We start from the raw sequence: 25030 nt of genomic DNA, 5'->3' as shown, positions 1-25030 counted from the left end.
AGTATTCTGCTGATTTCAAAGATTAACACAAACGATTGCATGTTATTTTGATGAATGGATTGGTAATATTCTATTGGTGATATTTGTGAAAATCATTTGTGTTATTAGTGTTTTCAGAAGTAAACCCAAAAAATCCTGATGAAAATATCACCGGGATTTAATTGGTTATTCTTGACGGATTTTCATACAACTTCCAGCTTCATGTGACGGATTAAAGTCCTTTGAAGTACATTTTAGTTGAAATAAAAAATTCTTAAAGAATAGAAAAAAGTATAGTAATGAGGAAAACCTCAGGTATTGTATAGTTTGTGTTTTTGCACTCTTTTGATTAAGGATAATCGAAAGATGTTATTTGTCGATTGATCCTAAAACCTTTTGAGCAAAAGAGTTTAAAGCATCTTTTTCACTCATTCCGCTTTGTACATTAGCGTGAACTTCCAGAGCTCCGCAAATGTTAGTAATCAATTCTCCTGCAACATTTAAGTCTTCTTCGCTTGTTCCTCTGAATTCACAGAAACTTTCCAGTACTTCTAATGTTTTTTCAAGGTTTTCAGGAGTCTGATTCTGATAAAACTGTCTGATTACGGGTAATTTCATTATGCTAATTCGTTAAAAAGGTTAATTAAACTTTCTGCCTGGTTAGATTGAACCTGGTTGACCAACTCTCCGTTTTTAAAGATGGCGAAAGTAGGTAAGTTGTCTACTTTTGCTAATTTTCTGCTTTCAGGAAGCTTCTCAGCATCTACATATAAAAATGGAATAGTGTCATTTTCAGAGGCTAATTTTTTGAATTTTGGCTTCATGATTCTGCAGTTTCCGCACCATGTTGCGCCATATTGAACAACTACTTTTTCGTTGTCGTTAACTATATTTTGTAATGTATCTTCGGTTAATTCTGTGTACATAAGTTTATTTTTTAAAAATAAACAATGTAACAATCTAAAAATTGACCAATCTAACAATTCAAAAAAAGACTTTTAAAATTGTTATACTGTTAGATTGTTACATTGTTGTATTTAAATTAAGGTATTAATTTTTTGCTAAGTATTCTGCTGTAGAAGTTCTGTCAGCTTTCATAGCGTCTTTTCCTTCTTCCCAGTTTGCAGGGCATACTTCACCGTGTTTTTGAACGTGCGTGTAAGCGTCAATTAATCTTAAGAATTCTTTTACGTTTCTTCCTAGAGGCATATCGTTTACCGCTTCGTGGAAGATTTTTCCAGTTTCGTCGATAAGGTAAGTCGCTCTGTAAGTTACGTTAGAACCTGTGAAAACTTCTTCTCCTTCTTCATTGTATTCGAAATCCTGATCAACAATTCCCAACGTGTTAGCCAATTGTCTGTGAGTATCTGCTAAAAGTGGGTAAGTTACTCCTTCAATTCCTCCGTTATCTTTTGGTGTGTTCAACCATGCGAAGTGTACTTCGTTAGTATCACAAGATGCACCGATTACTTTAGTGTTTCTTTTTCGAATTCACCTAAAGCCTCCTGGAAAGCGTGAAGCTCAGTAGGGCATACGAAAGTGAAATCTTTAGGGTACCAGAATAAAAGAACTTTTTGCTGGTTGTTTACTGCTTCATCAAGGATGTTGATTCTTAGATCGTCACCCATTTCAGACATTGCGTCGATTGTTAAATTTGGGAATTTTTTTCCTACTAAAGACATAATTTTCTGTTTTTATATTTAAATTTCTTATGCAAATATATAAAAGATTCATCTATCGAACAAACAAATATCGATAAATAAAATCTATAATTGTTTTTGGTGCGTTGTAAAATAAAAAAGCCCTGATATTAGACTGCCCCCAAAAAGTTAGACACTTTTTAGGGGCATTTTTTATGGGAAAATCAAAGTATAGTTTAGAATTTAAAACAGATTGTGTTGTTAAGGTTTTACAAAGACATCGTTCGATTTCCGTAGTTGCTAAAGAATTAGGGATCAGTAAATCTTTATTGAAACAATGGGTTAAATACTATAATCAACATGGATCTAGAGGTCTTCTTCGCATCCATAACAGAGTTTATGATGTCAAGTTTAAGCTGAAAGTTTTACAATCCATATCAGAAAGTCATCTTTCCATTAAACAGGCATGCTTACAGTTTAATATAGGAGCAGAATCCAGTATTTTAAATTGGCAGCATGCTTATGAGAAAAGTGGTATTTTAGGGTTAGAAAATAAACCCAGAGGAAGACCTAAGATAATGAGTAATAATAAAGATAAAAAAAGAAAATCTGATAAAGTTTTGACACGAGAAGAAGAACTTTTACTTGAAAATGAAAGGCTTCGAGCAGAGATTGATTATCTAAAAAAGTTAGACGCCTTAGCTCTAGCCAGCAAAAAGCAAAAGCCATCGAAGAGTTAAGGCCAAAGTATAATTTAGCAATATTGCTGAATTGTTCAGGTATGGCAAGAAGCAGTTTTTATTATCATCTGGCTCGGATTAATATAGGAGATAAATATGGCCATATTAAAGGCTTAATACAATTAATTTATCAAAAGCATAAAGGAAGATTTGGATATAGAAGAATCACTCTGGAACTAAAAAATCAAGGTGTAATTATCAATCATAAAACAGTTTTGCGATTAATGAAAAACTTGGGCTTGAAAAGCTTAATTCGGGTGAAAAAATACAGATCTTACCGTGGAGAACAAGGAAAAATAGCCCCGAATATTCTGAAAAGAAACTTCAAGACTGATCATCCTAACCAAAAATGGGCTACCGATATTACAGAGTTCAATGTTTCTGGAAACAAGCTATATCTGTCTCCTATCATCGACTTATTTAACGGAGAGATTATAAGCTATGAGCTTTCAGAAAAACCTGTTTTTGCACAAATTATTAATATGTTGAAAAAGAGTTTTAGAAAAACAAAGAATATACAGAACCTAATTCTTCACTCAGATCAGGGTTGGCAATATCAAATGAAGCTATATCAAAATATTTTGAAACAAAAAGGAATTATCCAAAGTATGTCTAGAAAAGGGAATTGTTTGGATAATGCTATAATAGAGAATTTCTTTGGAACATTAAAATCCGAAATGTTTTATCTGAAAAAGTTTAAATCAATACAAGAATTAAAAGACGAAATTCATCAATATATTGACTATTATAATAATGAAAGAATAAGACTTAATTTAAAAGGAAAGAGCCCGATAGAATATCGAACTCTTTATTATCAAAAGATTATTTAATTTTGTCTAAACTTTTGGGTGCACTCTATATCAGGGCTTTTTGCTTATTTTAATAACCAAATATTTCAGTTAAATTAAGTTTTTTTACTTCGCCTAATTTATGCATATCTGCTTCATTCACTTTGTCTTGAGAAGCAACAAGGCAGTAGGTGTAGTTCTTGTTTTTCATTTCCTTATCATGGAACGAATTGATATCTGTAAAAGATAATTTCGGTGCCTGTTCATAGACATTCTTTCTCATATCAAAATTGTTTCCAAGTCTTTGGGATTTCAGATAAGAGAAGATAATTCCGTCCTGGGTAATTCTTTCAGAAGCAATTGATTTTTTCAATCCGCTTTTCGCTGTTTCGAATAACTGTTCAGATTTTGGAAGGGTAGTCAAAAGCTCGTTCATTGCTGTTGTGGACTCATTGAATTTGTCTGCCTGTGTTCCTACATAAGCCATTACCATATCCTTGTCTGTTTTTTTGCTTGGAAGGGCAAAATAAGAATACGTAGAATAAGCCAGTGCTTTTGATTCTCTGATCGTCTGGAAAACAATTGATCCCATTCCGCCTCCGAAATAGTTATTGAATAAACTTACGGTAGGAGTAGTAGAAGGGTTGTATGAGTCAGAGTTTCTTACCCAGAACACTTCAGCCTGTACCATGTCATAATGAGCAAATAATACTTTATTCTTATCAGTCGGGATCTGAGCAAAAGTTTTAGACTTAGGAAGATCTTTCAGGGTTGCAGGAAGTTTGTGAACAGGTTTCAGAGCTGCCACTACTTCGTTTCCTGATTTTGGACCATAGTATAATACTTTATGTTTGAAATTAAACAGGTCATGAAGAACATTGATCAGATCGTCTGCTTTTAATGCATCAAGCTCTGCATCGCTCAACACATTATTGAAAGGATTTTGAGCACCATACTGTGCGTAGCTTCTCAATCCGGACATAATTACTCCTTTATTCTGTTTTGCATTGGCTCTGGCTTTCTTCAATCTCACTTTGTAAGCATCAAGAGCAGCCTGGTCTGCCTGACAGTTTTTAATCAAATCTTCAAATAAAGCAATCGTTTTACCGAAGTTTTCATTTAAACCTTCCAGTGATACATAAGTTTCTTCATTTCCTGCACTCACATTGAAACTTGAGGCAAGTTTGTAGAATTCCTTACTGATGATTTCGGAAGATTTGTCTTTGGTTCCTAAATACTGAAGATATTCTGCTGCCAATGGAAGGATTTTGTTGTTCCATTTTCCTGAATCAAAATGATAATACATTCTGAACAGGGCATTGTCTGTATTTTTTACAGAAAGTACGTCCACATCAGCCAATTTGTTTTTAGCAATGTCTTTATCATAATTCAACCATACCGGAGCGATAGGGTTTTCAGGCATTTCGTCAATTTTTTTCAAGAAAGGAGACTGATCTTCTCTGTTAACGGAAACCGGTGTGATTGTTGGTTTGTCAACTTTTACAATGCTTTTGTCTTCCCCTTTTCTTTTATAAACTGCAACGTAGTTATTGTTCTGCAGATATTTGGATACGAAATCCATGATATCTTTTTTCGTAAGTTTTGAAATTTCATCAACATATTCCAACGATGCTTTGTGGTCAACATCTGAAGTGAATTCATCCATCAGAATACTTGCTCTTGACGAATATTTTTCATCCTTCTGAATAATCCCTTTCTTTTCATTGTTCACAATGGACTGGATCAGATCATCGGAAAATTCTCCTTTTCTTAATTTATCAATTTCCTGAAGAAGAAGGTTCTTTACTTCGTCCAAAGACTGTCCTTCAGTTGGCTTTCCTTGTAAAAGTAAAACTGAATAATCCTTTAAAGCATAAGACCCTGCGTAAGCACCGAGTAATTTTTGTTTTTTTACGAGATCAAGATCGATCAATCCGGCTTGTCCGTTGGTCAGCATATTTCCAACAAGATTCAGCATTCTTGCATCTTTGGTAGACGCTCCCGGAAATCTGAAACCAAGCATTACGTTTTCAGGATTAGGACCTACCACTTCTTTTGTAACGGGAGCTGTAATTGGTTTTTCCTGTCCTACTTTATATTCAGGGATTGTCTTAGGCTTCATGTACGAGAAAGCTTTATCAATCTTTGCAATTACTTCATCCGGATTAAAATCTCCGGACATAATGATTCCCATGTTGTTGGGAACATAATAATTGTTATAATATTCTCTGATAGCATGCAGAGAAGGATTTTTTAAATGTTCTATCGTTCCGATAGTTGTTTGTTTTCCGTAATTGTTGTTAGGGAAAAGGTTGGCAAACATGGTATCAAAAACTTTATCTCCGTCGTCGTCAAGAGATCTGTTTTTTTCTTCATATACGGCTTCAAGCTCTGTGTGGAAGAGTCTCAGAACAGGTTCTCTGAATCTTTCAGCCTGTACAGCAAGGAATTTGTCAAGAACGTTGGATGGCACGTCTTCTGTATACACTGTTTGTTCAAAAGAGGTGAAGGCGTTGGTTCCGTCAGCTCCCATACCAGCCATCATTTTATCGTATTCATTCGCAATTGCAAATTTGGCAGCTTCTCCTGAAACCCTGTCGATTTCTTTGTAGATGTCCTTTCTTTTGGCTTCGTCCTTAGTCTGGTTGTACTTTTCGTAAAGAGCGTCAATCTGGTCCAAAAGAGGCTTTTCTTTGGCCCAGTCTTTAGATCCGAACTGATTCGTTCCTTTGAAAAGCATATGTTCCAGATAATGGGCTAGACCGGTGTGGTCTGCTGGATCGGTTTTACTTCCTGTTTTCGTTGCAATATACGTTTGAATTCTCGGGTCCTTATTGGTAGGGCTCAAAATAACCGTTAATCCGTTTTTTAAGGTGTAATACCTTGCGGAAGTAGGGTCATTGGTTACGAATTTGTACTTGTAGCCGTTAGAAGTAGCTTCTTTCCACTGGAAATCCTGGCCAAAAGCGTATCCTGCAAAACTTGCTGCGGCAATGCTTGTAGCGATGGTTAGTTTTTTTAACAGATTCATTGCTGTCGTGTTTTATTTTTGATTATTAGTTTGTTAATTGAATTTCTCCAATAAGTTTTTAATTCGTTTCATAGCCTCTCTTAAGTCTTCCTCAGAAGCAGCGTAAGAGAACCTGATACATTCAGGGCTTCCGAAAGAGAATCCACCCACACAGCCTACATGAGCGTTTTCCAGAAGGAACATCGCAAAATCATCAGAGTTTTTAATTTCTGTTCCATCCAGGGTTTTTCCGATATAATGTGAAATATCCGGGAAGAAATAGAAGGCAGCTTTTGGAAGCACCACCTTGAATCCTGGAATTTCTTTGATTAAGTCATAGACAATATCCCTTCTTTTTTTGAAAGCATCAATCATATATCTGTATTCGGAAGGGTCTGTTTTAAGGGCAACAATAGAAGCTCTCTGTGCCACTGTATTAGCTCCGCTGGTCATCTGTCCCTGTACTTTTTCACAAGCTTTTGCCAGCCATTCCGGGCATGCAGAGTATCCGATTCTCCATCCGGTCATAGCAAATGCTTTTGACATTCCGTTGATTACGGCAGTCTGTTCATAAACTTCAGGAAACTGAGCGATAGATGTGGTTTTAGTTTCGTAATTGATATATTCATAAATCTCATCGGAAATTACCGTTATCTGAGGATATTTGGCAATCACTTTTGCAATGGATTTTAATTCGTCATAAGTGTAGTATCCTCCTGAAGGATTACATGGTGAGCTGAAAAGTACAGCTTTTGTCTTTTCTGTAATAGCTTCTTCCAGCTGTTCTGCGGTCACTTTAAAATCAGTAATATAAGAGGTAGGAAGCATCACGGAAGTTCCACCCATCATTTTTACCATTTCATCATAGCTTACCCAATATGGAGCGGGAAGAAGAACTTCATCACCATCATTGATAATGGCTGCCAGAACATTTATAATAGCCTGTTTTGCTCCATTTGAAACACAGATCTGGGTAGGTTTGTATTCCAGGTTATTATCTCTTTTTAATTTATAAGCAATAGCCTCACGCAATTCCAGAAACCCGGGAACAGGAGAATAGTGGCTGTAATTTTGATTGATAGCATCGAAAGCGGCCTGTTTGATATTGTCCGGAACGTCAAAATCCGGTTCGCCAAGAGTTAAACTGATCACATCTATTCCGCTGGCTTTCATTTCTCTGGCTTTGTTTGACATTACAAATGTCTGGGAGTATCCTAATCTTTTTACTCTATCTGAAAGTTTGTCCATTGTATTTTTTTGAATTTTAACAAATATATAATAAAAACGTCTTGTGAGGATAATAAAAGTGGGGTTGCTTTGAAGATTTTTGTCAGGTTTTAACCAAATTTATCCTGTTTCGAAATCATTATATCCTTTTTGAGCAGTTGGGTAAATATTAATTGGTAAAGAGTATAATCAAAATAAAAAAATACTTCTTAAGCTTTGGGTTTTGTATCTTTAAACGATCTAAGACCTATCCAATGAAATATTCTGTTTTTTTACTACTGATCTCATGTTCTGTTTTTTCTCAGCGGCTTTCAAAAGATGTTGAAGTGAAAAAATATGTCACGCAGGTGAATGAAGACTCCCTAAAATCTTATATCGGTACACTGGTGAGTTTTGGAACCAGACATACTTTAAGTGCGACAGATAATCCCAAACAGGGGATAGGAGCTGCAAGAAACTGGGTGATTAAAAAATTCAAGGATTACGCCAAAAATTCCGGAGGCAGAATGGAAGTATACCTTCAGCAGGAAGATATTCAGCCGGACGGAAAGAGAATTGATCAAACAGTTAATCTTGGGAATGCAGTTGCTTTTCTGAAAGGAACCGATCCGAACGATAAAAGAATTTTCCTGATCGGAGGACATCTGGATTCAAGGGTAACGGATGTCATGAACAGAACTTCAGCAGCGCCAGGAGCTAATGATGACGGCAGTGGAGTAAGTGCTGTTATAGAATCTGCCAGAATATTGAGCAGATCTTCTTTTCCGGCATCCATTATTTTTGTGGCATTTTCCGGTGAAGAACAATCATTATTGGGTTCCAGACAGCTGGCGGAAAAAATAAAAAGAGAAAATCTGCAGCTGGAAGCTGTTCTGAATAATGATATGATTGGTAATCCTAAAGCAGGTGAAACAGGAGAAGTCAATACCCGGACACTTCGTGTATTCAGTGAAGGCATGCCTTACAAAGATCTGGATAAAAAAGCAATGACAATCAGGAATCTTGGTTTTGAAAATGACAGCGAATCCAGACAGCTGGCAAGATATATCAAAGAAATCACAGAACAATATGTTAAAGGACTTGAAATAAAACTGATCTACCGAAATGACAGATTTTTGCGAGGAGGCGATCATACCAGCTTTGTCAACAATGGATTTCCTTCTGTAAGACTTACCGAATATTATGAAAATTATGATCATCAGCATCAGGATATCAGAGTGGCAAATAATAAACAATATGGTGATCTTCCGGAATTTATAGATTTTAAATATCTGAAGAAAAATATTGCGGCCAATATTGCGGTTTTGGCGAACCTTGCAAAATCCACTTCAAAACCTGAGAAGGTAGAAATGGATGTTAAAGAATTGACTAATTCCACAACGCTTCATTGGGAAAAGCCGGCATCCGGAACGCCAATGGGATATTATGTGCTGGCTCGGGAGACGGATAGTGCGGTATGGCAGAAAAAAATATTTACAACAGGACTTTCTATTAAAGTTCCTTTATCGAAGGATAATTATATTTTTGCTGTACAGACCATCAGCGGGTCTGGAAACCTCGGTGTGCCTGTAATTCCGGGAATTGCGAAATGATGGATTTTGCAGAAAAGTGGAATAGACGGCCGGATCAGGAAAAGTAGATTTGAATACAAGAGAAATAAAACTTATTTTTGCGGTTTATAATAATTCACATGTCTGCATCGTTACTATTAAAATATTTCCCGGATCTTACTGAAAAACAGAAAGAACAGTTTTCTCAATTGGAAAATCTGTATCATGAATGGAATGAAAAGATCAACGTAATTTCCAGAAAAGATATGGAGTCGCTGTATGAAAAACATATTCTGCACTCTTTAGGAATTGCAAAAGTGATGGAGTTTGCTCCCGGAACTAAAGTTTTGGATATCGGAACGGGAGGAGGTTTTCCCGGAATTCCTTTAGCAATTCTGTTTCCTGAAACCACATTCACTTTGATTGATTCTATTGGCAAGAAGATCAGTGTGGTACAGGCTGTAGCGGATGGAGTAGGATTAACCAACGTAACGGCTATTCATGGAAGAGCTGAGAAACTGAAAGAAAAATTCCACTTTGTTGTCAGCAGAGCGGTGACCCAGATGCCGGAATTCCTAAGATGGCTGAAAGGAAAGTTTGAAAAAGAACAGTTTAACCCTAAACATAACGGGATTTTATATTTAAAAGGTGGTGATCGTGCAGAAGAACTCGCCGGAATTAAATGTGAAATTTTCAATCTTAAACACTATTTTGATGAAGAATTTTTTGATACTAAAAAAGTAGTTTATGTATCAAAAGGTAATTTTAATTCCTGATTTTTATGTAAATAAGGAATAATTTTTGCTAAATATTGGTTAATAATCAGAAAATTAAAGGTTATGAAAAAACTTTTAAATATTGGATTTTCAGTATTCGTGTTTGGCGTGCTTCTGGTTTCGTGTAATGATGATGATTACCATACCATCGAGTCTATTGGTAAAATTAAAATAGACAGCGTAAAGATGGTTAATGACACCATGAACGTTTTTGCGATACAGAGCATAAAGACTTATTCCACCTATCCGTCTCACTGTGAGGGTTTTTACGGATATGATTATATTTACAACAATAACCTGGAAAGAACAGTTACTTCCTATAAATATATTACCAACGGACCTTGTAAACAGGGAAATTATGTAGGAGTGAATCAAATCAATTTCAGTCCGCAGAAAAAAGGTACTTATACTTTTAAATTCTGGAATGGAGGAAATAATTGGATTACCAAAACAATTGTAGTAGAATAATGAGGTTGACTTTTGTATTATGTTTATGGGCAGCTCAGACTGTATACGGACAGAAAATTACATGGCAGGAAGGTAAAAGACTGACTTGGGATAATTTCAAGAGCCCGGTCAGTAAGAAAAAAAATCCGGATGTAGCAGCGTATACCCATTGTGGATGGGAATTTTATTCTGTAAAATCTTCCGATCCAAAGGCACCGGTTACGATGACGATTAAAACCGTTTTTCATGAAGAGAAATCCTGGAAGGATGCCAAAAGAATGGATGATTATATCCTGCTGCATGAGCAGAAACATTTTGATATTGCAGAATTATTTGTGAGAAAGTTTAGAAAAGCAGTTGCTGAAAAAATCAAAAACTCAGGAGACTACAACAAATATTTCAAAGCAATTTATGACGGGATATCGGATGAGTATAAAAACTTCCAGATGGCCTATGACAGGGAAACCCGTCATGGAATTGATAAAGAAAAACAGTCCGAATATAATAATTCGATTGCTGAACAATTAGACAACTTAAAAAGCTATCAAGCCTTTGAAATTCCTCAATAAAATCATCCACGAACTGCTGGCGCAAAACACGGATCTTTCTGCGTTTAACATCATTCTGCCCGGAAAACGTCCCATTGTGTTTATCAGACAGATCCTGGAAGAAAACAATTATTCAGGGTTTCTTCCCAGCTTTTTTACGATTGAGGAACTCATCAATACAATTGCCGATCACCAGCCGATTCAGGGAATTCCGCTGTGGCTTTTCTCTTTTGATGTCTATAGAAGCCTGAATCTTATTCCGAGAGATGATTTTTCAGACTTTCTGAAATGGTTTCCTACATTGCAGAAGGACTGGGATGATATTCTCAAATTCTCAGACAGTGATCAGGCGGTATTACAGTATATGTTTGATGAGGAAAGGATCAAAGAATGGGCTCAGGATCTTGGTGAGGATGATGATGTCCCAAGAAAGAAATTCCTTAATTTCTGGCAGAATATGAATGTTTTTCTCCCTGTTCTCAAGGAGAGACTGCAGGAAAAAAACTGGGCCACTTCCGGAATGATTCATGAAGCTGCTAAAGCCAGGATTGTTGATTTTGCCAAAAATACCAAAGAAGAGTTTATTTTTTGCGGGTTCAATGCCTTTACTCCGGTAGAGGAAAAGCTGGTAAGGAGTCTTTTGCAGTGGAATAAAGCCCAATGTTTCTTTCAGGCAGACCGCTATTATTTCGATGATGAAAGACAGGAAGCCGGAAAATTTCTTAGAAATCATAAAACATGGAAAGAGTTTGATGATAACAGAGCTTTCCAATGGATAGAAGATGATTTTAATCAACCTAAAAAAATTAAGGTATACGAAGTGTCCGGGAATGTAACCCAGACTAAAGTATTGCCTGAGATCTTTAAAGAGATCAATAATAAAACCTATTCCAATACTGCGGTAGTACTGCTGGATGAAAATCTGCTTCCGGCAAGTCTTGATGTGATGCATGGTGTTGATAATTTGAACATTACAATGGGATTCCCATTGAAAAACTTATCATTCTCCAATGCGGTGAAACGTCTTTTCTATCTGCAGAAACAGCTGGAAAAAAATAAATCCTCCTATTATTACAGAGATGTTTTTCCGATTCTGGAAGAACTGCCGAAATCTGTGGAAGACGAACTTATCATCAATGAGTTTAAAGCCAAAGTAGAAGAGAGGAATATTGTGTATATCTCTCATAAGCTTTTGCATGAACTGCTGAGCGGCCTGTCTTATTATGGACTTCTTCAGAAAGCAGCCACTACCAATATCTATCTGGATATGCTTATTGCGTTCTGTCAACAGGTGAAATGGCTTGAAATAGATGATATTCAGTATGAGAATGTCTCTCACTTTGAAAATGCGTTCAGAATTATCAAAAATCAGCTTACTCCATACAATATTGAAATTAAAATGGAAACGCTGGAAATTCTGATCAACCAGCATATCAATTCTGAAAGTATTGACTTCCAGGGAGAGCCTTTGAGAGGACTTCAGATCATGGGATTACTGGAAACCCGTCTCCTGAATTTTGAAAACGTTATTCTGCTTTCCGTAAACGAAGGAAAACTTCCCCTTGGAAACTCCCAGAATACTTATATTCCTTTTGATATCCGAAGGTTCTTTGATCTTCATACCTTCCTTGAGAATGACAGTATTTATGCCTATCACTTTTACAGATTGATTCAGGATGCGCAGAATGTACATTTGCTGTATAATGCTTTAAGCTCCGGAGTAAATACCGGTGAGAAAAGCCGCTTTATTACTCAGATTGAAATGGAGAGTTCTCATGATATTGAACACCTGATTATTGAAAATTCTTCCGAGCCTATTGCCACCAAACCCATCGAAATCATCAAGACCCAGACCGTACAGGAACGTCTTCAGAAATGGAAGGAAAAAGTATCTGCTTCCCACCTTACAAGCTATCTCTATAATCCTATTGATTTCTACCTTTCCAAGATTTTAAATACTTCGGAAACAGATGAAATAGAAGAAGAATTGTCCATAAAGAATTACGGGAATTTAGTGCATTATTCACTTCAAGAAGTGTATGAGGTGTTAAAGGGTAAGGTTTTAAAAGAAAGTGATTTAAGTAATTCAGTTAAAGCGATAGATCAATATATAAATATTGCTATTGAGAAGCTTAAGCATCAGCCGGAATTCTATGAAAAAGGGATGAACTATATTCATAAAGCCATTGCTAAAAAGGTAATTGAAAATGTTCTTAATCATGATCTTGAGCTGATAAAACAGGGGAACAAACTGGAAATAATTGATATTGAAAGGAGGTTTGAAAACATAGATTTTGCTCTCGATGGGAATGATAAAATTTCTTTCTTCGGGTTCATTGACCGGATTGATAAACTGAACGGTACTTTAAGAATCATTGATTATAAAACAGCAAAGATTAAAAATCTTAATGTGAAAATTGATCAGGATAATGTAGACGAATATTTCCATAACAGCGATAGAAAGCAGGCGCTTCAGCTTTGTATTTACCATTACGTTGTAGAACATCTTCCTGAGTTTTGGGGATTCCCCATCGAGACTGGGATATGGAGTTTTGCCGATGCCAAAAAGGGAATGGTTTCCCTGCAGTTTGACAAAGGAAATATTGATGATGCCATGAAATCTGTCAAAAGCCTTATTCTTGAAATTCTGAATCCGGATATTAATTTCGTAGAAACAATAAAAACATATTAAAAATTTTTAGTTCTAATGTGGTAAATGTCTGTATTTATTACAATCAGATAGTCTGAAATAGAATTATTTACTTTGCTGATAATGTTAATAATACGAGTACGTTTTTTGTGTATCTTTAACTCTTGGAAACTTTTAAGGTTTAAATCAAAAACAAGAAGAAGCATATAAATGAAAAAGATTCTAATATTTTTAGCAATTACTTTCTCTCTTACTATTCACTCCCAACAAAAAAATGACTCCCTTACTACGGCTCTTCAGAGTATAACCAAAGATACTAAGTTTGGTCTGGCTCTTAGCGGTGGCGGCGCAAAAGGATTTGCCCACATTGGAATTCTGAAAATGATAGACTCATTGGGAATTAAAGTGGATTACATTACCGGAACCAGTATGGGAGGAATTCTTGGAGGTTTATATGCAATGGGATATAATGCTGATCAGTTGAAGCATACGATTTACAAAATGGACTGGAACAGGATTTTGAGTAATAAAATTCCTTACAGTAAAGTTAATATCAGTGAAAAAGACGAGTACGATAAATATATTCTTGAATTTCCTGTAGTGAAAGGATTTCCAACTCTTCCAAGTTCTTATATAGAAGGGCAATACATGGGCGAAGTACTGAATACACTAACCTTTAATGCCAAACACATCAACGATTTCAGTAAACTTAGAATTCCGGTTCAGCTTACTTCATCCGATATTGAAAACGGAGGTCTGGTGATGCAGAAAGAGGGTTCTTTACCCTTGGCTATTCGTTCCACATTGGCTATTCCCGCAGCTTTTGCTCCTGTTTATATTGATGGGAAACTTTTGGTAGATGGAGGATTGGATCGTAATTATCCTGCCAATGAGGTGCGTGAGATGGGTGCGGATTTTGTGATCGGAGGGTATACCGGTTTCAGACTATTTACGAAAAAAGAGATTGAAAACCCAATGAAGATGATTTATCAGACGCATGCCATCCGTTCTGTGGAAGATTTTAAACATCAAAAGGAGCTTTCTAACATCCTTGTAGACTTTGTGGATCCATTGGGTGAGATTACGACCAAGGATTTTGCCAGATTCAGAAAGATCATCAGAATAGGAGAGGTTGAAGCGAGAAAGCACCTTCCGGAATTTGTGGCTTTGGCTGAAGCTCAGAGGAAATTGGGTATTAAGTATGAGCATACCATGATTGAAGAGGTAAAACTGCCTACGACACAATTTACTTTTAATGAAGAAGACGGAACTCCTATAACAGATGCGGCAGAGATTGAAGTGCTGAAAAAGCAGATGGGACTTACAGAAGGGAAGTATTACGATGCAAAAACAGTTAACGAAGCCATAGACCGTGTTTTCGGAATGCGCCAGTATGTAAAGGTGTATTATACCTACACGAATGTAAATGAGGGTCTTGTAATGAATATTTTTGTGAAAAGAGCGAAAAAAGGAGCATTTAAACTTGCCTTGCACTATGACACAGAACAATCCGTAGGAATTATTGTCAATTATACTTACAGAAACATTCTTCTGAACAGATCCCGATTTTTGGCAACAGTGGATATTTCCGAACGTTTCAAAGCTAAACTTGCTTACCAGCAATTCTTAGACAGCGGAGAGCGTTTGTGGCTGGATCTGGAAGCGAAGATGGTTCATCTTAAAAGTAATGATCTGAATTTCAGGCTTTATGATATCAGTGAAGATGGCGGAGATCGTTTCCCCAACCATATGTACCGTAATATAACCGGAAAGATTGCACTGAATTATAATGTCAGTCCAAATGCTTATGTATCGTTGGGAACAGAATTCAGTACAGAAAGAATGTACAGTTTACTGGATAAAGTAGATCAGTCGAAAGTGGATAATTATAGCAAGAAACTATACAACCATAGTAATTTCAATACTTTTCTGAAATTTGAGCAGAACAATCTTAATAAAAGATATTTTACTACAAAAGGGAATCATCTTCAGGTGAGTACAAGATTTTATTACGGAGACCAGTATGAGCTTTATGATCTCAACACCGTGCAGCCTCTCCTGTACCTGATCCTTAACCCTAAAGAATCTTACTATTCCGAGCCTAAAAACCTTGTTTCATTCACATTAAATGAGAACTTTTTCTATCCTATCACAAGAAGGCTGACGGTAAAAGCCAATGTATTTTTGGGGGCAAGTTTCGGTGCTAAGAAAGAGGATCAGGTTCCGTATCTATTCCTGAACCAAAAGTATAATCTGGGAGGAAGTGAATATAATTATGATCTGCTAAGCCCTGAATTCAATGGTCTTCGCCAGAAAGAGCTTCCTATGACTTCGGTTGCAAAGGCAGCGCTATCATTTCAGTACAGAATCATGAAAAAGCTTTACCTTACCCCTTCCTTCAGTTATGGAAAAGTGAGTGAAGAACTTTCTCCTTTTAATGACAGTTTCGATATGTTTGGGTATGGACTGAATCTTGGATATGAATCTCTTATTGGCCCTATCAGTCTGAATATTTCCAGAAACAGCCAGCTTGATTTTTCAAGGATTTATTTCAGTATCGGGTTCAAATTTTAAAAAATAATTGAGAGCAATCCAGAAGGTATTAAAAATCCTTTTATCTAAACCGTCACTTTAGATAAAAGGATTTTTGTTTATCAGGATCAATTATTTATTCTGTTTTAATCTATTTTCTGGGAATCTCCGGTCTGGGCATTTTATAATAACTTCCGGACATACTTTTTAAAAATGAAACAATAGCATCCATTTCCTGTTCATTCAAATGTAAAGGTTTTATCAGATGATCGGTTACCGGAAAATTAGGATCAGCTTTCTTTTCTTCGGGGGTAGGATTAATCATCTGCATGCCGCTGTTGTATAAGCTGACCACCCCATGCAGATCGTCCATCAGTCCATTGTGCATCCATGGAGCGGTATAATCGAGATCTCTCAGAGAAGGAGTTTTAAATTTCCCTGTATCATCTGAGTTTTTGGTGATATGATAGAGCCCAAGATCCTCATATTCCCGTTTGTAGTAGGTAAGTCCTATATTGTGGAAGGATTCATCTGTAAGATTTTTTCCGTAGTGACAGTTCATACACCTTGCTTTAGTCCTGAATAGATGCATTCCGTAAATTTCCTTGTCACTCATCGCTTTATAATCACCTTTCAGGAATTTATCCAGTTTGCTGGGCTGGCTTCTGATTGTTCTCTGGAAAGTTGCCAGAGCTTTTGCGATTTTGTCAAATGTAATTTTATCAGATTGATATACTTCTTTAAAGAGTTGTCTGTACTCTTTAAGTTTCGATAGTTTTCCGGCCAGTTTTTCCGGCTTCATATTCATCTCGTTATGAGCAGAAATAGGTCCTACAAGCTGTTCTTCCAATGTTTTAGCTCTTCCGTCCCAGAAATAAGAATGACGGTCTGCAATATTATAAAGAGACTGTGTATTTCTTTTTCCCTGCAAATGGTCTGTTCCCAATGCTACTTCCTGGCCGTCTCCCCAACCCAGTTCAGGATTGTGGCAGCTGCTGCAGGATACCTGGCTGGATGATGACAGTTTAGGATCAAAAAACAGTTTTTTTCCCAGCATTACTTCAGGGAGTTCCTGCGTGTCATAATAGTTGGAATCCCAGTCTATAGCCTCAAATTCTCTCCAGTTCACTTCTGCATCCACTGTGGGTTTTGGCCAGAATTTTACAGGCTTTTTATATTGTTCTACCGTTTCTCCATAATCAACCCTGTACTTTTGAAAAGTATGCTGCATAAAGAAAAGGGAAATTCCCCCGAGAACTGCGACTAATTTAAGATCTGAAAATTTTATCATAATATGTTTAAAAAATACTTCCTATACTGACTGCCAATAAAGTATTGCTGCCAGTTTTAAAATTACTGTACATGATCTTGCCTCCTACAAAAGCATTTTTAACAACAGGAAAGCTGAAATGAAAATGAACATCAAGTTTTGCCTGCCACAAATCTGAAGACTGAAAAGCATAGTTTTCCTGAAGCATACTATTGATGGCTGGTTTTCCTGAATTATTGAACAGAGCATTCTTTTGATAAACATTGGTTGCTGAAAGCCCTGCTACTACAGAGAGTGTCTGTTGATGGTTGAAGGTTTTCAGCCATTGATAATCTGCTCCATACATAAGTTTACTTAATTCTATTCTTGATGCTGGACTGCTGTATTTTTCTTTTTCCTGAATCCATCCAAAAAAGGGAATTAAAGATGATTTTGTTTTTTCATTGCCCATTTGGATAAGACCTTTAAAAATTATACTGTTGATCTTGTGATTGTATTTTTCCACACTTCCAATCTGGATATAATTTCTTGAGTTCTCATTCAGGAACAGGTTTTCAGTTCCTTTTCTTTCTGTGCTGTTTCCTTCAGCGGAAATTCCCCAGACTGTTTTTCCCGAGTTAAAGAATTTTCCGGCTGAAAAGGTAAATTGCTGTTCATTAATTTTTGAGGCATTGAGATCTGCATATTCAGTCAAGAGTTTATCAAGATTAAACTTTTTAATACCCATATTCAAGTACCAGTTTCTGCTGTCAGCTTCAAAAATTTGTAAACCTCCTCCATAAGACCAGCCTTCGTAATAAGCCTGGCGCAGTTTTCCGGAAAGCAGCTCATTGTAATTTCCGAGCCCGCTCATATTATAGATCATAGGATATCCCTGATTGCTGACAAAGCTCAGATAATGTTTTTGAGTATATTTTTCAGCATTTGCATAGGCTCCAACTCTGAATTTCCCGAATACCAGTTTATCAGCTCCCATTGCCAAAGAAAAATGAGCTGCTGTATTTTTCGGTCGGGGATCAATATCCCGATAGCTCAATGTTGCCTGATAGCTTCCTGTAATCCCCAAAGTATAGGTATTGATTTTTTTGGAATAGCCTCCTGAAAAACTATAGTTTTCAAATTTCATATCTCCGCCTACACTGTCCGCCGCTACATAAGGATAAATAAGGTCATAATCTGAATTTTCGTTCCATACCACCTGCTTATTTTTCCCCTGTGTATAGGAAGCATTGCCCCATACAGCTGTTTTATCATCAAGCTTCTGTAAGCTGTAAACTTCTGCGCCCCATAGGTTTTTACCTCTCCCTTTTTGTTGCAGCTGACTGGGAGTATTGCTTTTTTCAGTAAATACATTAAACGTTGTGATGCTGTGCTTCCTTGCTGCATTATAGCTGGCTGGATTGAGAGTAATACTGTTTTTAATAAGCCTTTCAAAGCTATATTCTTCGCGTACTTTCTCTATGATGGTATCATTGATCTGAGCATGCAGTTTTACACCTGAAAAGGAAATCAGCAGGATGGATATGGAAAGAAAATATTTCATTTTAATTGAATAAAGATGGCTTTACACCATGTTCAAAGTCTGTTGTGGAGTTGTTGGTATCTTTAAGAATATTTTTACCCTCCATTGTTTTCCCTGTTACTTTTCTGCGAACAGCTTTTCCGAAACGATTTTTATCACCGTCAAAAGTGGTTACGGAAGTCCATCCCATATCTAAAGAAGGGGAAGTTACCTGCCATTGGAATGAATCCTGTACGCTTAAATTAACAGCATCTGTGATCCATTCATTAGGGATTTTAACTGCGGTTCCGTCCATAGGATATACATCACCGTTGATGGTAAGGTTGTAGGTATATGTATAGGTATTTTGGGCAACTAATGTTTCATGAGTCATTTCCTGTGGCATACGTGCCAAAGCATAAGCATAATATCCTTGCGTATGAATCACCATTTTATCAAAAACATTCACCATTTTCGGAACGGCAGGATTGTCAATGTCATCAGAGTCTTCTTTGAAAATCTGGAAATTGGCATTGGAAAGATTAATAGATGAAGGATTAAAATTTTTATGATTAATGGCATCTTCAGCGATAATAATTGATTCTCCGGCTTTTACAGGATACATTGTTCCATTTCCCGGAATTCTGATGATAGCACCTGCAGATAGAGTAGTTGCCATGATATTCGGGCTGTAATCCTGTTTTTCATTGGTCATAAAGCTGGATTGTATCAGAAGCATACCATCTGCATACAACGTTTTATCTGTATTATTGGTGATTTTAAAATACTGGTCACCAAAGTACATTGCTCCCTGTGGGGTTTTGGTTCCGGTAAAGAAGATTTCTTCAAGAATAAGATCACTGCTGTTGCCAGATTTCAAGGCAAGTTCCAAAGTTTTACTGGTTTCACTGCCATTGATGACCATTCCGTTCTGTACGCCGGCAACTTTAGCTTCCACCGATCCGGAGTTGTCACCATATACAATTCTTCCTTCCGTAGTAACGTTGTAAGTTCCTGAAGGAAGAACAACCTGCAAAACGTTGGTGTTTTTAAGTTCCTGAGTGATGGTAAACCCTGAATTTAACTCTTTGAAACTTATCGTAAGGTTTTTGTATTCTTTAACCTGAATATTTTCAGGAACTACTTTAAGCTCCAGTTTTAATGAAGTTTTTGCTTCAAGTGCTTCATTCGAATCTGAAGAACAGGCTGTTATAGCCATCACTGTATACAATATGAACAGTGTTTTTAATACATGTTTTAACATAATTTATTGAATTGAAATTGTTTATAAATTGAAATTGATTTCCATTCCGAAGTAAGGATCGTATGCTCCTTTTCTGTTAATGGTAAATCCATTGATATTGTAAGGGGTATAATAACTGAATAACCTGTTCGCAAACATCGAGACCACAACCGTTTTATTTCTGAAGCTTTTGGTTACTTTCAGATTGAGGTTCATTTCCATAGGTCTTCTGGAAGTGTTGTATAGATCATCATTCTGAGCGATAATCAGGCTTTCCAGAATTGTTCCTTTTACAGAATCCGGGTTATAAGGGAGAACAGTACCATTCTGATCCACATAATGACTGGGAATTCCGTTCATAGGAAGTACTTTTCTCATAGAATACCATGAAAACTGGAATGAAGAAGAAAAAACAAGATCCAGACGCGGAATATAGGTATCCATCATCAGATTGGTATTCAAAACTTCATTCACCGAATTAGGTTCCATTCCTTCGTATAATCCAAGATAAGGATAAGGTCTTCCGTTGATCAATAGGTCTCTTCCTCTGTATACGGGCTGACTGTTTCCATATTTTGTGCGGAACCAGGCTCCGTTTAAAGTAAACCTTGTGTTGATCACGGGGATTCGGTTGGAGGAATATTGAAATTCAACACCTTCTTTGTCTACTTTGCTTCCATTTCGTTGGGTGGCATAAAGAAAGTTTTCATTCACTGTCTGGTAAGGAAGGGTATTCACATCCGGCGGAGAAGTGATAGCATCATGATTCAGTCCTGAAGTATCATATTTTTTATACTGATACAAAGCATATTCATTCATGGAACGGAATGCATTGCGCATATTTTCCTTAAACACCGTAACAGACAGCTGATGTGCTCCCAGACTGAAATCAACTCTTGCTTCAAATTTTTCATTTACAGCTGGTTCTATGTTCGGATTCTGAGGGTTGTAAATCAGGGTTTTATAATTAATTCTTCTGTAGTCAGGATTATTGTGAAAATAATTCAGCTGCTGGATATCTTTGTAAATAAGTTCAGGATACAGGAGATTAAGATCAGGGAAGAGACTCTGCTTACCATATCCTAATGTTAATGCTAAGGTTGCTTTTTTATCCATCCAATCAAAAGAGGGAAGCTCCCACTGGAAGTTAGCTCTTGGGTCTGCGTATAATTTTCCGTTCATTTTGAAGTAGGAAGGCAGGTTCATCATTGTATTTCCTCTTAATCCCAGTGCCAGTATAAGGGTATGTCGGCCCGCATGTAATGAGTTTACAGATTCCAGAAACAATGCAGAAGTCATATAGGCCGGAATATCGTGGTAAGCCCGCGGTCTGAATGTGGCTTTGGGATCAATCGGTCTGTAGATGTCAAATAATTGTCCTTTGCCCCAGTTTTTACTCATTTGCCAGTCAAATCCTGCATTAAACTCATGCGTTACCGATTTATAATTAATCTGGAAGTTATTAACCATTTTGACAAACAGATCGAGAGGTTTTCCGTCTACTGTATAATTTGAGATGTAACGGGGTTCAGGGTAATAACCATCGTATTCTCCTTCGTGTGTGGATAAAGGAAAGGCCATTGCGTTTTCCAGCTGAATAAATTTGGTCTGCTTTATTTTGTCGAATCTTTGGTTGGCGGTTGCCTGAATTTCCGTTGAACGATAAAATGACGGTTCATTTTTAGTGTAAGTGAATAAGTTGGAAAGACTCAAAAAGTGATTATTCACCTCATAAGAATTGAGTTCAGACAAGTCTATATCAGGATCCGACTTTGAACCATCCAGTGAACCTGTATAACTAAGGTTGCTTTGCCACGTAGCAATTCCGTGATCCCATTTTTTCTCTTTTATGACTGCGAGATGAGCGGTTATCCTTTTATAGCTTTCAAGGCGGTCTCTTGGGTCGGTTTTTGCATTCAGATAGTCCAGACCTGCATTGATTTTCAGGTCACTTTCTTTATTTTCAAAACCTTTACTCACTGCAAAAAGTTTACTGTAGCCGTCTGCTTTAAATCTGGCTTTCCACTTTGTATATCCGGATTTATTGGTGATTTTTACAATTCCTGAAGTCAGATTTCCATAGATTACAGATGGGATTCCACGAAGAATCTCCACACTCTCAATCTGATCTGTAGAAATTGTTCGCATATCTACACCGCTGGTTATGCTAAGCCTTCGCTTGAGTCCGTTATTGGTTTTGTCTAAAAAATCATAAGAATACTGCAGATTGGCATTGGAATTTAAAGGAGCTCCATTAACCAAAAAAGTAGTTCCCATTGAGGACGTATTGTAATCTGTACCAGGTCTTCCGGTTTCACGGAGACTAATGCTGTTGACCTGATTAAGAAGCGGATCATTTGATCTTCCACCGGGAATAAGTTCCAGAAGATCAGAAAAACTTGACGGCTGCAAATGCTGCATTGCCTGCTGATTGATGATAGAGGAGGAGGTAAGTCCTTTTCCTTCTTTAGCAGTAATCACTACTTCTTCAATGGTATTGACTTTCTCCAGAAATGGCAGCGTAAAGGTCTCAGCCTTTGTCACAGATATTTTACCCGAATGTCCCAGAACCCCATTTTTCCATATTTCAACTTGATAATTTCCAGGAGAAAGAAGGATTGAGGCTGTTCCTTTTTCGTCAGTAGCTATTGAATAGGTATTTTCATGAGCGAAAATCTTGATTTCAGAACCTTTTTCTAAAGGCTGATCCTTGATTTTTATTTCAAAATTGATTGCGAACTGTAGATTTTGGGACTTGACTGCTGTAATCGTAATGATAAAAATAAGAAAACTGAAAAATCGGAGCCTCAAAGGGAATCGGGAGTCATTATGTACCATCTGGCATTATTCTTTCGGCAAAAGTAGCAGGCTCAGTATAAGATTGCTAATTTTATTTAGAATAATTTAAAATAAATGACAAGAATCATTTATGCCATTGTGAGAAGTTTTTTGCGAAAAATTAAAATTGGATAATGTAAAATGATTGTTAATAGCGAATTACATAATTTTATGTTATTTTGAAACTGCTTTATCTCCAATTATTTTTTGTGGAGTTATCGGGATTGTTATGATATAAAAAAAGCACTTCATTGCTGAAGTGCCAAAAATTAACTTGAAATGAGATATAGAAGAGTGATTGATTTTACAGTTTTACTTTTTTATTAATGACTTTTCCATTGGAAAGCGTGATTTGTACCAGGTATACACCAGGATCAAGGTTTCTGGATTCAAATACTGGTTTATTAACCTCCTGCTGAATGATCAGGGCGCCGGAAATACTATAGATGCTGATGTTTTTAATATCATTGCTGGATTTAGCTACAATTTGTTGCCTTTGAGTATAAATATCAGTACTGTTTTCCGGTGATAATGTACCTCCAACCGCTTTACTGAACTGAAGATTGTAGTAAGGAGTAACCACCTCAAACGTATAGTTTTTGTTTTCCAGGTCCTGAATGTTAATTCCTCCGGCTTCATGATATTGTTTTTGAGAAATACTTTTAACAAGAGTTTTATTTTCATCAAAAATATTCACAGCAGTAAGTTCATCCTGATTTACTTTTAATTGTAAAACCGATGCATTCATAGATTGTACGATCTCGTTTTCAGCAACTTCCTTAGGCGTATTTTTGATGTACGGAATTATGGTATTTTCATTGTTTTCCGATACTTTAAGCAGATAAACTCCGTCTTTTAGACTTGATAAACTGCTGTAGTCACCAGCCATTCTGCTTTGTGCTTTTTCTTTATTGAAATCTGTAATTTCTACCAGCTGCATGGTTCCCAGCTCCGGTTTGATTTGCGAAGACAGGAAGGAAGGTTTTTCAGTGGTTGTTTCTACCGACTGTTTACCGAAAATTGATCCTGCAATAGCCCACTCATTAAGAAGACCGCCGCTTCTCAGCGTATTGAACTTAGCATTGGAGGCTAATGTAAATGGCAGAATTCCCCCTACATGACCGAGTGGCCCCCAGTAAAAAGAATCCAGTTTATACTTATTCAGATCCCACCATGGATAATATCCACGTTGAACATCAATGGTTTTAGAAGTATTTTCAGGTGGAATAGCAAGATCTATCGTAGAATGTCCTAATGTCATGGGAGTTTTATTGTACCAATCATACACATCCTTTGGTTTCATACATAGTCTGAGCTTATTATTGAGATTATTGGTGACATCATTAACAAAGCTGGTGGTAAAGAGTTTTCTCCATAAAACAGGGCCCCATAACAAACCTCCGTTATCCTGAATAACATGGTAGTTGTACTTATCGAGATATTCTGCAGAAATAACTTCTGAAATGTCATTATTATAGGTTTTATATCCTGTATTGTTGCAGGTATGAAGAACATTGGCCAGAAATGAGGTAAACGGATAAATATCCTTCTCCAAGACTCCTTTATTTAAAGTAACTCCTGAGAAATCATAAGGCCCGTCTCCCATATAGGCATATTTGAATTTGATATTGTTGGGATTCGAAATACTTAATCTTTTTAATGTTGACATTGCAGCATGAGCGCCCTGGGAATATCCGGCTAAGAAATATTCATCATAACGTTTAATGTTCAGTTGTGCCAATACTTTATTTGCTGCTGTGATAAAATCAATGGTAGCTCCGGCTTCTGTAGCGTAATCTACATAAGGGTGAGTTCCTTCTCCAGTTCCCATCCCTACGTAGTCGGGTGCCATTAAAATATATCCATTAAGTACATAGGATAGTTCAACCACAAACCCTGCTGTTAAAGCTCCTTTGAAATTAGAAGGAACATTATTTCTGCTGTCTGTGGTTCCATGATCCGACACAACTGTTGAGAGTTTGAAGGGTACATTAGGGTACATAAGCAATCCGGTGGCTTTTACAAGAACATTATTTTCGTTTTTGGTGTAATAGGTAATCTTATAACCTTTTAGGCCGATATTAAAACTATTGAGATAGTTGGAAAATTCCGGGGCATTCTGGTCTCCAAGATTATTGGCTATAAAATTGACGACTCCCTGTGGGGTTAAATCCAGTTTCTGTTCGGCACTTACAACATCACCAGCTTGTTGGGCAAAATAAAATGGTGCTGTAAGACTTAGTAAAAAAGTTGTGATTTTTTTCATATTGTTTGTTTTTGTTTGGTATTAA

Annotated in this window: 17 protein-coding genes and 1 pseudogene; 8 read left to right on the top strand and 10 right to left on the bottom strand. The window is 36.7% G+C overall.

From position 1 onward, the window contains the following. Positions 1 to 348: 348 nt before the first annotated feature. The 3 genes and pseudogenes from ACWPWS_RS07015 to ACWPWS_RS07005 form a co-directional block, all read right to left on the bottom strand. Positions 349 to 597, bottom strand: coding sequence for a DUF6952 family protein (locus ACWPWS_RS07015; protein ID WP_123939986.1), 249 nt, complete (start codon positions 595 to 597; stop codon positions 349 to 351). Next, positions 597 to 905, bottom strand: a complete 309-nt coding sequence (locus tag ACWPWS_RS07010) for a thioredoxin family protein (RefSeq protein ID WP_105682642.1) — start codon at positions 903 to 905, stop codon at positions 597 to 599. Before ACWPWS_RS07010 ends, ACWPWS_RS07015 begins: the two co-directional genes overlap by 1 nt. A gap of 124 nt (positions 906 to 1029) precedes the next feature. Next, positions 1030 to 1661 (bottom strand): annotated as a pseudogene (locus ACWPWS_RS07005) (redoxin domain-containing protein). Positions 1662 to 1834: 173 nt separating this feature from the next. Here ACWPWS_RS07005 and ACWPWS_RS07000 point away from each other — a divergent pair. Both ACWPWS_RS07000 and ACWPWS_RS06995 read left to right on the top strand, forming a co-directional pair. Beyond that, on the top strand, positions 1835 to 2359 hold the full coding sequence (locus ACWPWS_RS07000) for a transposase (RefSeq protein ID WP_454046017.1): 525 nt from the start codon (positions 1835 to 1837) through the stop codon (positions 2357 to 2359). Then, positions 2347 to 3189, top strand: a complete 843-nt coding sequence (locus ACWPWS_RS06995; protein ID WP_454046891.1) for an IS3 family transposase — start codon at positions 2347 to 2349, stop codon at positions 3187 to 3189. The genes ACWPWS_RS07000 and ACWPWS_RS06995 overlap by 13 nt, the downstream gene beginning before the upstream one ends. 49 nt (positions 3190 to 3238) lie before the next feature. On the opposite strand, the gene ACWPWS_RS06990 is transcribed toward ACWPWS_RS06995, so the two are convergent. Both ACWPWS_RS06990 and ACWPWS_RS06985 read right to left on the bottom strand, forming a co-directional pair. Beyond that, the gene (locus ACWPWS_RS06990) at positions 3239 to 6178 is read right to left on the bottom strand and encodes a M16 family metallopeptidase (protein WP_454046016.1); all 2940 of its coding nucleotides are present in this window, start codon (positions 6176 to 6178) and stop codon (positions 3239 to 3241) included. A 33-nt stretch (positions 6179 to 6211) separates the two neighbouring features. Next, positions 6212 to 7405 (bottom strand): pyridoxal phosphate-dependent aminotransferase, encoded by a 1194-nt coding sequence (locus ACWPWS_RS06985; protein WP_209784793.1) that lies wholly within the window; start codon positions 7403 to 7405, stop codon positions 6212 to 6214. Between the two features lie 233 nt (positions 7406 to 7638). Between ACWPWS_RS06985 and ACWPWS_RS06980 the strand changes: the two genes are divergently transcribed. The 6 genes from ACWPWS_RS06980 (at position 7639) to ACWPWS_RS06955 (ending at position 15929) form a co-directional block, all read left to right on the top strand. Further along, positions 7639 to 8976, top strand: coding sequence for a M20/M25/M40 family metallo-hydrolase (locus ACWPWS_RS06980; RefSeq protein ID WP_454046015.1), 1338 nt, complete (start codon positions 7639 to 7641; stop codon positions 8974 to 8976). A 98-nt stretch (positions 8977 to 9074) separates the two neighbouring features. Beyond that, complete coding sequence (rsmG, locus tag ACWPWS_RS06975) at positions 9075 to 9710, top strand: 16S rRNA (guanine(527)-N(7))-methyltransferase RsmG (RefSeq protein WP_454046014.1); 636 nt, start codon at positions 9075 to 9077, stop codon at positions 9708 to 9710. Between the two features lie 63 nt (positions 9711 to 9773). After that, the gene (locus ACWPWS_RS06970; protein WP_209784791.1) at positions 9774 to 10178 is read left to right on the top strand and encodes a hypothetical protein; all 405 of its coding nucleotides are present in this window, start codon (positions 9774 to 9776) and stop codon (positions 10176 to 10178) included. Beyond that, positions 10178 to 10726, top strand: coding sequence for a DUF922 domain-containing protein (locus ACWPWS_RS06965; protein ID WP_454046013.1), 549 nt, complete (start codon positions 10178 to 10180; stop codon positions 10724 to 10726). The genes ACWPWS_RS06970 and ACWPWS_RS06965 overlap by 1 nt, the downstream gene beginning before the upstream one ends. Beyond that, positions 10710 to 13397: a PD-(D/E)XK nuclease family protein gene (locus ACWPWS_RS06960; RefSeq protein WP_454046012.1), complete on the top strand. Its 2688-nt coding sequence runs from the start codon at positions 10710 to 10712 to the stop codon at positions 13395 to 13397. The genes ACWPWS_RS06965 and ACWPWS_RS06960 overlap by 17 nt, the downstream gene beginning before the upstream one ends. 168 nt (positions 13398 to 13565) lie before the next feature. Beyond that, positions 13566 to 15929 carry a patatin-like phospholipase family protein gene (locus ACWPWS_RS06955; protein ID WP_454046011.1) on the top strand — a complete coding sequence of 788 codons (2364 nt, stop codon included), beginning with the start codon at positions 13566 to 13568 and terminating at the stop codon, positions 15927 to 15929. 109 nt (positions 15930 to 16038) lie between these two features. Here ACWPWS_RS06955 and ACWPWS_RS06950 read toward each other — a convergent pair whose 3' ends face one another. The 5 genes from ACWPWS_RS06950 to ACWPWS_RS06930 form a co-directional block, all read right to left on the bottom strand. Next, complete coding sequence (locus tag ACWPWS_RS06950; RefSeq protein WP_454046010.1) at positions 16039 to 17178, bottom strand: cytochrome-c peroxidase; 1140 nt, start codon at positions 17176 to 17178, stop codon at positions 16039 to 16041. A gap of 7 nt (positions 17179 to 17185) precedes the next feature. Beyond that, complete coding sequence (locus ACWPWS_RS06945) at positions 17186 to 18700, bottom strand: DUF6850 family outer membrane beta-barrel protein (RefSeq protein ID WP_454046009.1); 1515 nt, start codon at positions 18698 to 18700, stop codon at positions 17186 to 17188. Position 18701: 1 nt separating this feature from the next. Further along, positions 18702 to 19922 carry a DUF4876 domain-containing protein gene (locus ACWPWS_RS06940; protein ID WP_454046008.1) on the bottom strand — a complete coding sequence of 407 codons (1221 nt, stop codon included), beginning with the start codon at positions 19920 to 19922 and terminating at the stop codon, positions 18702 to 18704. A 21-nt stretch (positions 19923 to 19943) separates the two neighbouring features. Beyond that, on the bottom strand, positions 19944 to 22739 hold the full coding sequence (locus tag ACWPWS_RS06935; protein ID WP_454046007.1) for a TonB-dependent receptor plug domain-containing protein: 2796 nt from the start codon (positions 22737 to 22739) through the stop codon (positions 19944 to 19946). A 304-nt stretch (positions 22740 to 23043) separates the two neighbouring features. Next, complete coding sequence (locus ACWPWS_RS06930) at positions 23044 to 25005, bottom strand: T9SS type A sorting domain-containing protein (protein ID WP_454046006.1); 1962 nt, start codon at positions 25003 to 25005, stop codon at positions 23044 to 23046. Positions 25006 to 25030: the final 25 nt, after the last annotated feature.

Source organism: Chryseobacterium sp. Marseille-Q8038, from assembly GCF_965111995.1.
Note: the sequence above shows the minus strand (reverse complement) of the source record. Positions and strands in the feature narration are given on the sequence as shown.